14 protein-coding genes are annotated in these 12586 nt (G+C 43.9%); 7 read left to right on the top strand and 7 right to left on the bottom strand.

Annotated features, from left to right (window positions below; translation table 11 throughout):
• Positions 1–302 precede the first annotated feature (302 nt).
• A complete protein-coding gene (locus AB4263_RS15820) occupies positions 303–764 on the bottom strand; it encodes a TetR/AcrR family transcriptional regulator (RefSeq protein WP_017062760.1) in 462 nt (153 codons plus the stop codon).
• Positions 765–1294: 530 nt separating this feature from the next.
• Here AB4263_RS15820 and AB4263_RS15815 point away from each other — a divergent pair.
• Positions 1295–1594, top strand: coding sequence for a YfcZ/YiiS family protein (locus tag AB4263_RS15815; protein WP_017062761.1), 300 nt, complete (start codon positions 1295–1297; stop codon positions 1592–1594).
• A 36-nt stretch (positions 1595–1630) separates the two neighbouring features.
• On the opposite strand, the gene AB4263_RS15810 is transcribed toward AB4263_RS15815, so the two are convergent.
• Positions 1631–1927, bottom strand: a complete 297-nt coding sequence (locus AB4263_RS15810; RefSeq protein WP_017067955.1) for a YnjH family protein — start codon at positions 1925–1927, stop codon at positions 1631–1633.
• 103 nt (positions 1928–2030) lie between these two features.
• Here AB4263_RS15810 and AB4263_RS15805 point away from each other — a divergent pair, with 103 nt between their 5' ends.
• On the top strand, positions 2031–2630 hold the full coding sequence (locus tag AB4263_RS15805) for a hypothetical protein (RefSeq protein ID WP_372098508.1): 600 nt from the start codon (positions 2031–2033) through the stop codon (positions 2628–2630).
• 165 nt (positions 2631–2795) lie between these two features.
• Here the strand turns inward: AB4263_RS15805 and AB4263_RS15800 are convergent, their stop codons facing one another.
• Entirely contained in the window at positions 2796–3902 is a 1107-nt protein-coding gene (locus AB4263_RS15800; protein WP_372098507.1) for a 1-acyl-sn-glycerol-3-phosphate acyltransferase, read from the bottom strand.
• A gap of 175 nt (positions 3903–4077) precedes the next feature.
• Between AB4263_RS15800 and AB4263_RS15795 the strand changes: the two genes are divergently transcribed.
• Entirely contained in the window at positions 4078–4704 is a 627-nt protein-coding gene (locus AB4263_RS15795) for a hypothetical protein (protein WP_017064307.1), read from the top strand.
• Positions 4705–4837: 133 nt separating this feature from the next.
• On the opposite strand, the gene AB4263_RS15790 is transcribed toward AB4263_RS15795, so the two are convergent.
• Positions 4838–5323, bottom strand: coding sequence for a hypothetical protein (locus AB4263_RS15790; RefSeq protein ID WP_137001460.1), 486 nt, complete (start codon positions 5321–5323; stop codon positions 4838–4840).
• A gap of 27 nt (positions 5324–5350) precedes the next feature.
• On the bottom strand, positions 5351–5872 hold the full coding sequence (locus AB4263_RS15785; protein ID WP_017067959.1) for a nicotinate-nicotinamide nucleotide adenylyltransferase: 522 nt from the start codon (positions 5870–5872) through the stop codon (positions 5351–5353).
• 109 nt (positions 5873–5981) lie between these two features.
• Here AB4263_RS15785 and nadE point away from each other — a divergent pair, with 109 nt between their 5' ends.
• A complete protein-coding gene (nadE, locus tag AB4263_RS15780; protein WP_102393916.1) occupies positions 5982–6812 on the top strand; it encodes an ammonia-dependent NAD(+) synthetase in 831 nt (276 codons plus the stop codon).
• Positions 6813–6918: 106 nt separating this feature from the next.
• On the opposite strand, the gene AB4263_RS15775 is transcribed toward nadE, so the two are convergent.
• Positions 6919–8775 carry an MOSC N-terminal beta barrel domain-containing protein gene (locus AB4263_RS15775; protein WP_372098506.1) on the bottom strand — a complete coding sequence of 619 codons (1857 nt, stop codon included), beginning with the start codon at positions 8773–8775 and terminating at the stop codon, positions 6919–6921.
• Positions 8776–8992: 217 nt separating this feature from the next.
• Here AB4263_RS15775 and AB4263_RS15770 point away from each other — a divergent pair, with 217 nt between their 5' ends.
• On the top strand, positions 8993–9151 hold the full coding sequence (locus tag AB4263_RS15770; protein WP_017059962.1) for a YqaE/Pmp3 family membrane protein: 159 nt from the start codon (positions 8993–8995) through the stop codon (positions 9149–9151).
• 192 nt (positions 9152–9343) lie between these two features.
• On the top strand, positions 9344–10372 hold the full coding sequence (gene pyrC / locus AB4263_RS15765; RefSeq protein ID WP_372098505.1) for a dihydroorotase: 1029 nt from the start codon (positions 9344–9346) through the stop codon (positions 10370–10372).
• 117 nt (positions 10373–10489) lie between these two features.
• Here the strand turns inward: pyrC and AB4263_RS15760 are convergent, their stop codons facing one another.
• Positions 10490–11395 (bottom strand): DUF808 domain-containing protein, encoded by a 906-nt coding sequence (locus tag AB4263_RS15760; RefSeq protein WP_017064295.1) that lies wholly within the window; start codon positions 11393–11395, stop codon positions 10490–10492.
• A gap of 175 nt (positions 11396–11570) precedes the next feature.
• Between AB4263_RS15760 and AB4263_RS15755 the strand changes: the two genes are divergently transcribed.
• Positions 11571–12497: a M14 family metallocarboxypeptidase gene (locus AB4263_RS15755; RefSeq protein WP_372098504.1), complete on the top strand. Its 927-nt coding sequence runs from the start codon at positions 11571–11573 to the stop codon at positions 12495–12497.
• Positions 12498–12586 lie beyond the last annotated feature (89 nt).

The following is a 12586-nucleotide window of genomic DNA, read 5'->3' as shown; positions in this document are numbered from 1 at the left end:
ACAGCCACTCTCTCGGCTTAAACTCAATTTTATTAATAACCACAGCAGCAAGCACCAAAACGACTCACCTTGAGCATTTGAGGCTCTAGAAATGAACACTACCCGTTAGGGTTACTTAGCTTTTAACACTGAAGAGTAAAACAAGCCGCGAGCGTAAGCATATAAAAAGAAAGGAAATAACATCATTCAGCATCAATCAACAAGACTGCGACATCGATGTGGGATTGAGAGAAAAACGTACAAGAAGTGAAACGGCAGGCACAAAAAAAGCCCCCGTAGGAGCTTCTTTTATTGAGTGCTGATTATTGGCTCATACGAATCAATGATTTACCAATCAGCCACTCTAGTTCTTTACCGCTAGTATCGCCAAACTGAGTTTCAGTCAGCTTGTATAGACGATCAATACCGTTTGCAGCGAACTCATGCGCGCTCTCAGCAGTAACGATATGATGGAAAAGTAAACGTAAGATTGCTAGGAACTCAGCGTCTTCAAGTGCTGCAACCCAGCTAGCTGAAAATGCGTCAAGGCCATTTTCGAAGTCAATGTGTTCCACGAACATCTTGAAAATACGACCGTCTAGAGCAGCAGTAAAATCCGTTTTCTTTGGAAAGTGATGACTTATACCTGTACGAGAAACACCCGTTTGTTGACTCAACGTCGTGTATGACATCTTGTCGTAACCCAATCTTAGTAGCTGGTCTACAACGGCATCCATGATTTTCTGGATCGTGATTTCTGTATCTTCTTTACTACGCTTTGGCATATTCAGGCTCTTCTCTTTGTAAATCCATCTAACTCAATCAAATGAAGTCAGAATGAAAATCGTTATCAGCATTATGTGAGCAAGGTATTTTTTCGCAAGTATTTATAACTAAATTCACACAAATACTATGTACGAACAATTTTACAGTGATGCCTCTTTGGACACTTTGTCTAATTATTCTTCGAAAATCACCTTACAATCCTAAGTCGATAAGTTTAAATAACTACTTAGAATATGAGATACCCAACGAAAAATTCATTGTATAAATACCTATCAAGCGATAGATAGTCTTATAAAATCATTTCTGGCGCAACTAAGTGAATGATATTCTGACATATTAATAACATTCCTCTTCAACAAAACGTGAGGTAAATCACATACATATTTGGCGGCGCGAATATAGATATTCATCAAACACCTTAACAAACAACATAGCATACCAGTATAAATTAGTTCAAAGGTTTTAATTTTTGTAGATACAGTTCAAATTGCTCGTTAGAATAACCTCAGACTTTGTAAGAGGATTATTTATGAGCCAAGATATTGGTAACAACGATGTATGTGAGGCTTGCGGCTGTGCAGGCGAAATCGGGTTCATCATTAAAGAAGGCGACGATGTTGCTGAAGTAACGGTTTACGGAAACTCAAAAGCACTGATTGAAGCTGAGTTTGCTAAGTATGTTGAACTTGCTAAACAAGTGTCTAGCAACGTTGAGTTCGAAGCATCAGAGATGACTGAAGAAAGCACAGAGTTGCACGCTCGCTTTAAATTTGAAGTTAGCGCTGAGAAGATTATTTTTGAACTTAAGACTCGCTCTCTAGCGCGTTAATATAAGCATTTATATGCTTATTAAAAGACGAGTGAATTACTCGTCTTTTTTTAATTGAACCCAAGCCAGTGACCCATTTTGCTCAAAATCGTTTTCTGCAGCGCACTGAATCACTACGCCCCCCACCTCTAACACTGCCCCAATGCTATAAGCCTTGTCATCGTAATAACAAACTCGTTGCTGTTGACCGCCTTGTGTCACCACCACCGCAGCTTTACCGGGCGTTGAAATTACTTTGTTGGCACTCGCAGACATTGAACCAAACACTGAAGCGGCTATCAGAAAGACCTTAATAATTCGTATATTTACTCTAATCATTAATTTACCTATCATCTTTGCTCCATTCCTCGTTAATCTACCGCCAAATGGGTAAAACACTATGCGAGATTAATTTTTCCATTATAGTGTAAGCGTCTATCGTAATAAGAAGCCTGTTATGCTCAGAATAATTGCACTTATTATTGGTTCCTTAACCATAACAAATGTCAGTGCTGAACCACTCGCTCACTATCAAATATTGAACCATCTCGATAATTACGGAAACCTATATCTACGAAATAAGCCTTATACATCACTTCCAACTGGCTTGGTGGTAGATGGTAATCTCAATATAGAGAATACTGCGATCACACGCCTACCCAAAGGGTTAGAAGTGAACGGCAGCCTTAAAGGCTCTAACAGCCAACTCGCTCGAGTCCCGAGCGGGGTTAAGATAAAAGGTTACGTCGACTTGATTGGCAGCCAAATCACCAGCTGGCCAAGAGGTGTAAGAGTGGGCGGCTTTATCAACCTCACCGACACTCCACTGGAAAGGCTACCGAATGGCTTTAGAGTAAAAGGCGATCTGAGCGTGATCCGCACTCCTTTAACCGAGTTACCCAACGGGATCGTGATTGACGGCGACCTTTATATAGGCGGTTCTGGGATTACAACATTCCCCGAGACCATGACAGTCAAAGGCAACATCTATCTGGGCGGCAACACCGTAACCAAATGGCCAACCAATCTAGATCTCGGTGGTACAGTCGCTCGCTAATTCAGGCTAATGCTCTAATGCTCTAATGCTCTAATACGTTAGTGCTCTAATACGTTAGTGCTCGATCGCAGCAGCAAGTAGCGATTCAGAAACAAAAAAGGAGCCCAAGGCTCCTTTTTCAATTCAATCAAGTTGCTAATCAACTAGCAAGCTAACTAACGCTCGTTAACCAATGTTCTTCACTGGGTTGGCGTAGCTATCGATCAAGTACTGACGCGCACCTTGTGGCAGGCTCGATAGTTTAGCTTCAAACTCTTGCTTAACGGCCGCTGTAATCGACTCGTCTTCTTTTTCTGCTGCCAGCAAGTTTACTGGGAACAGTTTGTAGTTATCGTGGATCTGACGATCGATCTCTTCAGCAAGCGCTTCAGGCGTATCAAAATCTTGGTCGATAACCTGACCGAAACCAACGTGAACGCGTCCTTTATCACCGATGATGCCTTGAATGATACTTTCGATATCTTCAAACTCACCCTTTTCGTAACTGCCGTTTACGTCTTTTTCGAAAAGCTCTATCGCTTTAGCCGTGTCACATGGGTCGTTCTCGTAAGAAATAGCCACAGGAACAATCTTCAATGACTTCACGTATTCAGGGAAAGCAATTTTTTGCTTACGTCCTTCAACGTGGAACATTTTCAAAATTGCTGGCTCAGTAAAATCGTTACCGTCTTTCGCACGACCTTCCTTTTGAGCGATCCAGATTGAGTTGCCCGTTTCTAGAGAGTGCTTAATGTAAGAAGACAACTGCCCTAGCGCTTTCATCATCTCACGCGGTCCTTTCAAAGAACGCTTTACGATGAAGCTCTTGTTTAAACGCATCAATTCAGTCGCACATGGCTTTTTCAACAGGTTGTCTCCGATAGCGATACGACAAGTCTGATGATTATTTTGATGCAGAGCGTAATTTACTAACGCAGGATCCATAGCAATGTCACGATGGTTTGATACAAACAGATAAGCTTGGTTCGCATCCAGTGACTCGATACCCGTGAACGTCACACCGTTAGTGGTTTTCGCTAACGTGTCGCGTAAGTACTTTTTCACTTCAATCTGAATGGATTCAACGCTAGTCAGCTTGCTCCACTTCATTTTTAAGTACACACGCAAAATCGGGCTCATTAATGCTTTGAACCAAGACGCATGGTTTGAAAAACGGTAGTGCAAGATTGCACTGATAAATTCTTCATCATTAATAAGACGGTTTAGTGCCGCTGGAATTTCATCATCGCCGTAAGGACGAATATCAACATATGGATCGGTTGGAGAGGTCATTTTTTAATTCATATAATAAAAAGCTGGCTCATTCTACGCGTTGTTTTGACTTCTCGCAGCTACAGAGCCCATACTTTTGACAAGGTCAGACCAGAAACATTGAAAATCCCCTGTTATTGTTGGCATTCTTTAAGATTAACGGTAATCTTGACGCCCCAAAATTAAGGTACTATCTATGAACTTCGCTATTGAATATACATCGGCTTACTTTTCACACTTGGTGATCACACCACGCAAGAAAGTACTTAAACATAGCCTTGTATCGGTTCAAAGTGGCTTGGTTTTGATTAAGTTAGGCAAACAAGAGTATGCCGTTGAACCAGGACAAAGCGTCTGGATTCCATACGACTGCCTAACGTCACTGACCTACTTTCCAAACACTCAGGTTAACCGTGTCGATTTTTCTGTTCGTTTGACGGATTCATTCCCAAGACAAGCGGGTTACATCACGCAAACGAACCTCTCTTCGGCACTACTAGAAAAGCTAGAACAAACCAAAGCTCGCGCTTCTAATGCCAATAATACGGAACAAGCGTTTAAAGATATGCTTTCTGTATTGAAGCAAGAAGTGTTGTCGTTTAAACCCCTGCTTTGCGAAAGTGCTCTTTCTCAGCGATTCAATCAATGGAACATTGATGACTCAAACTTGCCACAAGAGCACACTCTGGTGATGGTGATGCGAGAAGCGAAGAAGCGCATGCAGTCAGGTCAAAAACGTTCACTTGTGATTGATGATCTGTTCTCAGGTAAAGAAGAAGAGTTCGAGCAACTGTGTATGCTTGTTTTTGGTGAAGATTTATAGCTTGGCGGAAAGTGAGTGCTGGTATTAAAACTCGCAAGCCAGATACTAAAAAGCCGCAAAAACTGAGTTTTTGCGGCTTTTTTAATTTTTACTATTTAGACGTAGATAGCAATCTATCTGTGCATCTGCCTGTCTAAAATGGCAACTCAACCTGCATCATTAGGTCGGCGTCACGTGAGTCGTGCCAACGATAATCAAAGCGCATACGCGGCTGCCCTTCGACTTTCTCGCCAAAACCGATGCTGAGTTGAAGACCATGATTCATCAACCACTCCTCTGTAGACATATCATACTGCTCGTCTTCAAGGTCTTCTGGAAACCACATACCCAAGCCAACATAGTTTGACTCAATGCTTTGTGTCAGCAATGGCGAGTCTTTACTTTGAAGTACCCAATCAGACCAATAGTCCGGTGTGCTTTCAGGTTCATCATCGCTCAGCCCACTGATTTCCATCATACGTTGGCCAAAAGACTCAATGCTGGTCGAGAAATCTAGACAATTGTCATCTTCATCAGAAGTCAGCATGATTGAATCTAAGCTAAAAAAATCACACTCAGCATACGCAGGCATACTACATGCTGCCATGATCAACGTCGCTGATATCGCGCTCTTTAGCATAGTCCTCTGACCTCTTGATTAGTGAACTTACATTATCTGATACAGTCCACTATCTTGCAACATCTTTGTAACTGACTTTGTACTCAGTTTTGCAACATCGCTTCCACTTATCAGTGCATTACGTATGTCTGTGCTGCGAATTTTCACTTTTTCAGGGCAAGCCATTACAGACCACTGCTCGGTAATCTCATCTGATTTATAGAAAGATGAGAACTTAAAGAAGTTATCTGGGCCAATAACAAACGTCAGTTCAGCGTCACGATGTAACTTTTGAAGTTCACTGAGCACTGCATAAGTCGTGACGCTTTCACCTGGGGTAAATAGGCTCTTTTCGATCAAAGAAAGCTCCACTTGATCCAGTGAAAGATCGCTAATAAATGCGTTAACTAACTGACATCTCATATCAAAGTCTAGCATCTCTTTTCCCCAAGCATGGGCAATACTTGGAACGAGTAGAATTTTGTCAAAGTGAGCCAACGAATCAATCACACTTTTGTGCCCTAAGCTCGGTGGATTAAACGCACTACCGAAAATGGCTATTTTTTCCATTGTTTATTACTGCCTTCTCTTTCTAAGCTTGTGCAAAGAGGTTTTTAAATCGGATGATTTAGGTATGATAACACTAGATTTTTAATTTGCTTGCAGGAAAGGAATACGAATGGAACAGTTAATTCGTGACGAAATGCGCGTACTACCTTCAATTGACCCTCACTTCGAAGTGACTCGTCGTGTGGACTTTATTAAAACGAAACTTCAGCAGTCAGGCTGCAAGTCTCTGATCCTTGGTATCAGTGGCGGTGTGGATTCGACAACTTGTGGCCGTTTAGCACAAATGGCCGTTGATAGCCTAAATGAAAACGCTGGTAGCAACGACTACCAATTCATCGCGGTTCGCCTGCCTTACGGTGAACAAAAAGATGAAGACGAAGCGCAACTTGCGCTGTCTTTCATTCAGCCTTCTCAATCTGTTTCTGTAAACATTAAAGCGGGTGTTGATGGGCTTCACGCTGCATCTCACATTGCTCTAGAGGGCACAGGCCTACTACCAACAGATTCAGCAAAAATCGACTTTGTGAAAGGCAATGTGAAAGCTCGAGCTCGCATGATCGCACAATACGAAATTGCAGGTTACGTTGGCGGTCTTGTCATCGGTACTGACCACTCAGCTGAAAATATCACTGGCTTCTACACCAAGCACGGTGACGGCGCATGTGATTTAGCGCCTTTGTTTGGCCTGAACAAGCGTCAAGTTCGTGAACTTGCAGCAACGCTAGGTGCGCCAGAGCTATTGGTTAAGAAAGTGCCTACTGCCGACCTAGAAGAGCTTGATCCACAGAAAGCCGACGAAGCAGCATTGAACCTTTCTTACGACCAAATCGATGATTTCCTTGAAGGTAAAGAAGTCCCTCAAGACGTGTCAGACCGCTTAGTAGGCATCTACAAAGCAACACAGCACAAGCGTCAACCGATCCCAACGATCTACGATTAATTGTTTGAATTAATCTTAGAATCAAAAAGGCCGGAAGTTCATTTCAGTGAACTTCCGGCCTTTTCTATTCAATGTGCTTTTCTTTCTGGCCTTCCGACCTACCGAGTTAGTCTACAACTTCGATATCAGTTTGAGGCACACTGCAACACGCCAGTATTTGCCCCATGTTGCGTTCATGATCTTGCAACGCCGGTACATCAGGTTGATGAACTTGCCCAGACTCAAGGGTCACTTTACAAGCACCACAGAAACCCGCGCGACAGCTTGATGCGATAGACACACCTGCCGACTCAGCTTGCTCTAGTAGTGTTGATTGGTTGTTGCCTTCGAACAGGTAGCCGTTAACGTTCAACTGCAGTTGCTTCACCGCTTCTTCCGTTGATTGAGCAACACCAAACGCTTCTTGATGATAATGCTGAGGATTCAGCCCCATTTGAATCAGCAATTTCTTGGCATTATCCATAAAGCCGTCAGGGCCACACACGAATGCTTGGCGCTTATGAAGGTCCTCAATTTTGGCGACATGAGACACACTCAAACGACCTGACAAACCATCCCACTCTTTCGTTGGTTGGCTTAGTGAATAAATCACACTTAGACCAGCATGTTCGCGAGCGATCTTATCAATCTCAGCTTGATAAGGGATATCTTCTTCACTGCTGCATTGGTGATAGAACACCACATCATCAATCTGACCATGGTCGGCTAAGTAACGAAGCATCGACAACATAGGGGTGATGCCGCTTCCCGCTGATAACAGCAGTAATGGATGTGTTGGGTTATCTTCTAAGTAGAATGCGCCATCTGGATTCTGAGCAACTAGCGTGTCACCGACTTGGAAGTGATCATTGAGCCAGTTTGAGATTTGACCATCGTCCACTCGCTTCACGGAAATCGCCAAACGACCTGCGCGTGAAGGGCTAGAAGATAACGTGTAACGACGAAACACTTTCTCGCCATTAATCACCATTTCAATCGGTAGATGCTGCCCCGGCTGATAGCTTGGTAATAAATTGTTCTCTTTCGCTGGCTCTAGCCAAAAGGTTGTGAAGTCGCGAGCGATCTCTTCACGCTCGACGCAAGTTAAGTGCAGTGACTCGACCCAAGAGTCTTCGTAATGTTCTTTCTCTTTGGTTTCAAGTACCTCAACAACGTCACCCGCTTTCACCAGACCTTCATTTTTCGCCACAAGGTTCTGACCAAAGAAAACGCCACCACGTTCATTGGCTCTGAACGTAGAAAAGGTATTGAGTGGCTCTTTTGTTGCTCTGAATTCGCCGCTCTCAACATCGACTGTCGTTAGGATACAGCGCTCACAAGGCTTCACCGCTTCGAATTCAACCTCACCAATTCGAATGCGCTTCCAACCATCTTCAGCAAACGCTTCAGTGTTTGAGACGACAAAATTGGTGCGGAACTGATCCATGGAATGCGTTTCAGGACTACGGCGATTCAACTCATCAAGCGAAGCTTGGCTGATGATTAACATCGGGTAACCATCGGCGAAACTGACATTCTGACCAAGCTTTTCTCGAACACGATTAGATTGCTCACCACAGAACAGAAGTTCTACGCGAACACCAAGCACATCGCTGAACCAATCATCCGCCTCGTCGTTGGTGGTATACGCAGTGAAGCTATCTTTCCACACCGTTGCAGGCGCTTCTTGCATCTTGAAGTTTGCATATTTCAGACGCAGCGGCTCTTTACCTTCATAAGTAAAAATCAAGCCGTCTGGCTGCAAGCTAGAAGACACCTTGACCATTTTAGGGTACTTACGCGCCGTCACCATTGAGCCGTCAGCCAAGGCCAACATAAAACGTCTGTCGAAGGTAAGGCCCTGTTTTTCGACCCAAGCAGAAGAGAGTGCAATCCCACCTACTGATTTAACCGGAAACACGTTGATTTGAGATAAGGAAGGAGCTTGCTCTGAAGCCTTTCGATCTATAGGTGACTGCGACATAACGATTCCAATGTTTTGTTGTTTGTCCCAATGCTAACAAATGGTTATAAATAGATAAACTGGCAGGCATTAAACACTTGATACTAGGCTAGTATCTTGAGATGTTTAGCTTTCTATCTTGATACATTAAGGCAGCAATGCAGTAACACTCTCGAGACGTTCTATAATATGAACACGTTTACCGCATTGAACTTTCATTGAATAAAAAGGATTTATCATGAACAAACTCGTCATTATCATCTTATGTGTACTGCTTCCGCCTGTTGGCGTGTTCTTCGCTCGTGGCGCCGGGAAAGATTTGGTGATTAATATCATTCTTACTTTCTTCTTCTGGGTTCCAGGAATGATCCATGGTCTGTGGGTAGCCACCCGCTAACCCTTATTAACAAATAGATACCGAATAAAATATCCATAAAAACAAGCTCCTAGCCATGAAGAGTTAAAAATAGGATGAAATGAAAGTACTTTTCCACTATCATCCTGTCGCCTAAACGTAAGCGATTGCTTTCACAGATTTCGCTGAGTTTAGGCTCCAACTACATAACACTTCAAATGGTGGGAGCCTTCAATGACACAACTTACGATTACTCGTCCTGACGACTGGCACGTTCATCTACGCGATGGCGAAGTATTAAAAGATACAGTTCGCGATATCAGCCGTTACAATGGTCGAGCGTTAATCATGCCAAATACCATCCCACCGGTAACCGATACCGAAATGGCTCTTGCTTACCGTGAACGCATCATGGCAGAGCAGCCAAGTGAACAATTCCAGCCTCTAATGGCACTTTACCTGACAGACAACACAACACCTGATGAAATTCGTAAAGCGAAAGAATCTGGCGCTGTTGTAGCAGCGAAGCTATACCCTGCTGGCGCGACGACTAACTCTGATTCAGGTGTAACTTCAGCTCAAAAGATTTACCACGTACTCGAAGCAATGCAAGAAGTGGGTATGTTGCTGCTGGTACACGGTGAAGTAACGGCTCACGATGTTGATATCTTTGACCGTGAAAAAGAGTTCCTAGACACAGTTCTAGCACCGATTGTTAACGACTTCCCTAACCTGAAGATCGTTCTAGAGCACATCACGACGGCAGATGCTGCGACTTTCGTTAAGAACGCTAACGAGAACGTAGCGGCAACCATTACTGCTCACCACTTGCTTTATAACCGCAACCACATGTTGGTTGGCGGCATTAAGCCACATTTCTACTGCCTACCTATCCTAAAGCGCAACACGCACCAATTAGCGCTTATCGAAGCGGCAACAAGCGGCAGCAAGAAGTTCTTCTTGGGTACAGACTCAGCACCACACGCCAAAGGCGCTAAAGAATCAGCATGTGGTTGTGCGGGTTCTTACACTGCGCACGCTGCAGTAGAGCTGTACACAGAAGTATTCGAGCTAGAAGGTAAGCTTGAGAACCTAGAAGGTTTCGCGAGCCACAATGGCCCTGACTTCTACGGTATCCCACGTAACACAGACACCATCACTCTAGTAAAAGAAGAGTGGAATGTATCTGAGACAATGCCTTTCGGTTCAGACATTGTTGTGCCCATCCGTGGCGGCGAGGCGATTGCTTGGTCTGTAAAATAAGCACTTGGGCTGTTAAATAAACACCCTCCATTTAGCGAAAAGGGTCACCATAGTAATTATGGTGACCCTTTTTTGTTTCGATGAAAGACTGTCTTATTCCCAGCAGTAATTTAACGATTACTTACCGCGAATTTTTCCGATAGCAGTCCAAATAGCAACGACAATCAATCCAGATAAAACCCCAATCACACCATTTAATAGCGTTGGTACCACCGCAGTCGCAATCGTATGTCCACTGAAGTCCATAATAATCGGTTCAATTAAGTGATGAATTGCTGGAACGTTGTGTACCACAATACCGCCGCCAACCAAGAACATCGCAGCCGTGCCGACAACCGCAAGCATCTTCATTAGCTTTGGTGCAAATGCGACTAACCCATTACCCAATCGGGTTTTAATGGCACTCCCATTTGATGTGCGTTGGAGATAGAAACCTAAATCATCCAGCTTAACGATCCCTGCCACTAAGCCATAAACACCAATCGTCATCACAACCGCTATCAAACTCACCACAAGAATCTGAGTCACGATACTTGTACCCGTTACGGTACCCAGCGCAATTACAATGATTTCCGCAGATAAGATAAAGTCAGTCCGAATCGCGCCTGCTACCTTTCTCTTCTCATACTCTTCAACAGATTCACCCGAGCTGCTTTCCTCATCTTTCTCTTCGTGTTGATGAGCATGAGGAAAAAGCTTTTCTAAGATTTTCTCTGCCCCTTCAAAACAAAGAAACAGACCACCAATCACCAGTAGTGGCATGATCAACCAAGGAATGAATGCACTGATCAATAGTGCTGCCGGAACCAAAATCAGCTTGTTTTTAAATGAGCCTTTTGCGACCGCCCATACCACTGGGATTTCTCTTTCAGCAGAAACACCGGATACCTGCTGGGCGTTAAGGGCTAAATCGTCACCTAATACGCCTGCGGTTTTTTTAGCGGCTACCTTAGACATCAATGCGACATCATCCAACACGGTTGCAATGTCATCTAACAGTGTTAGTAAACTTGCTCCAGCCATTTTGTTGTCTCTTTATAAAGAATTGAACCATCAATAAAATGTAACACCATCAATTCACTCATCAAAGTTATGAGTCTGTAAAAAATAAAGTCACAAGTTGTGTTTTCTATTGCTGTCTCTGTTAGACAGGAATAATCTGTCTTAATCTTTCACGAACATAAAAGAAAAAGTATTGATGAAAAGTGAATCTACCTACCCGATTGGTAAGCCAGGGCAAAAATGGCAACAAGCAGAACGTGAAGCATGGTTAGCTCAACGAACGGTTAAGCGTGAATACCAGCAAGAAGTTGTACCAAAGATTAAAGCACTTGCAGACCGCTTTGACATCGAACAATACGGCGCACTGAGCTACGACGAAGCTCGCTTCCCACTCTTCGCTATCAAGAGCAAAAACTGGGACGAGTCAAAGCCGACGATTCTGGTAACAGGTGGTGTTCACGGTTACGAAACCAGTGGCGTGCATGGCGCGATCAAATTCGCTGCGACTCAAGCAGAAAAATACACGGCGCACTTCAACATTGTTGTCGCACCTTGTGTGAGCCCTTGGGGCTACGAAGTGATCAACCGCTGGAATCCAAATGCTGTTGATCCAAACCGCTCTTTCTACGACGGTACGCCAGCAGAAGAATCAGCAAACCTACGAGCTCTAGTAGCGTCTCTGCCAGAAGTATTGGTTCACGTTGACCTGCATGAGACGACTGACTCTGATGAAACTGAATTCCGACCTGCACTCGCAGCTCGTGATGGCATTGAGTACATCGAAGGTATGATCCCAGACGGTTTCTACACTGTTGGCGATACTGAAAACCCACAACCTGAATTCCAAGCTGCTGTCATCGCTTCAGTTGAAAAAGTAACCCACATTGCGCCTGCGGATGACGAAGGCAAGATCATTGGTTCAGACGTCACTCAACACGGCGTGATCAACTACCCAATGAAGAAGCTTGGCTTATGTGGCGGCGTGACTGACTGTAAGTACGGTACAACCACAGAGGTTTACCCAGACAGTGACAAAGTAACAGACGAAGAGTGTAATGATGCTCAAGTTGCTGCTGTTGTTGGTGCTTTGGATTACGTTATTCAGCACGAATTGAACGTGTAAGCGTAAACCCGCTCATAGCTAGAACCAGGCACCTAGACTAATAACTAAGAGCCAAGAACTAAAAGAGCCACAAATGACTACTCACTTGT

It is taken from the genome of Vibrio sp. 10N.261.55.C5, assembly GCF_041470505.1.
GTDB classification, from domain to species: Bacteria; Pseudomonadota; Gammaproteobacteria; order Enterobacterales; family Vibrionaceae; genus Vibrio; species Vibrio crassostreae_C.
This window is presented reverse-complemented; position numbering and strand designations above follow the sequence as displayed.

What these genes read in the sequence shown, in the direction of transcription:
- AB4263_RS15820 (WP_017062760.1), bottom strand. Translation starts at nt 764, where the DNA reads ATGCCAAAGCGTAGTAAAGAAGATACAGAAATCACGATCCAGAAAATC.
- AB4263_RS15815 (WP_017062761.1), top strand. Translation starts at nt 1,295, where the DNA reads ATGAGCCAAGATATTGGTAACAACGATGTATGTGAGGCTTGCGGCTGT.
- AB4263_RS15810 (WP_017067955.1), bottom strand. Translation starts at nt 1,927, where the DNA reads ATGATAGGTAAATTAATGATTAGAGTAAATATACGAATTATTAAGGTC.
- AB4263_RS15805 (WP_372098508.1), top strand. Translation starts at nt 2,031, where the DNA reads ATGCTCAGAATAATTGCACTTATTATTGGTTCCTTAACCATAACAAAT.
- AB4263_RS15800 (WP_372098507.1), bottom strand. Translation starts at nt 3,902, where the DNA reads ATGACCTCTCCAACCGATCCATATGTTGATATTCGTCCTTACGGCGAT.
- AB4263_RS15795 (WP_017064307.1), top strand. Translation starts at nt 4,078, where the DNA reads ATGAACTTCGCTATTGAATATACATCGGCTTACTTTTCACACTTGGTG.
- AB4263_RS15790 (WP_137001460.1), bottom strand. Translation starts at nt 5,323, where the DNA reads ATGCTAAAGAGCGCGATATCAGCGACGTTGATCATGGCAGCATGTAGT.
- AB4263_RS15785 (WP_017067959.1), bottom strand. Translation starts at nt 5,872, where the DNA reads ATGGAAAAAATAGCCATTTTCGGTAGTGCGTTTAATCCACCGAGCTTA.
- nadE (WP_102393916.1), top strand. Translation starts at nt 5,982, where the DNA reads ATGGAACAGTTAATTCGTGACGAAATGCGCGTACTACCTTCAATTGAC.
- AB4263_RS15775 (WP_372098506.1), bottom strand. Translation starts at nt 8,775, where the DNA reads ATGTCGCAGTCACCTATAGATCGAAAGGCTTCAGAGCAAGCTCCTTCC.
- AB4263_RS15770 (WP_017059962.1), top strand. Translation starts at nt 8,993, where the DNA reads ATGAACAAACTCGTCATTATCATCTTATGTGTACTGCTTCCGCCTGTT.
- pyrC (WP_372098505.1), top strand. Translation starts at nt 9,344, where the DNA reads ATGACACAACTTACGATTACTCGTCCTGACGACTGGCACGTTCATCTA.
- AB4263_RS15760 (WP_017064295.1), bottom strand. Translation starts at nt 11,395, where the DNA reads ATGGCTGGAGCAAGTTTACTAACACTGTTAGATGACATTGCAACCGTG.
- AB4263_RS15755 (WP_372098504.1), top strand. Translation starts at nt 11,571, where the DNA reads ATGAAAAGTGAATCTACCTACCCGATTGGTAAGCCAGGGCAAAAATGG.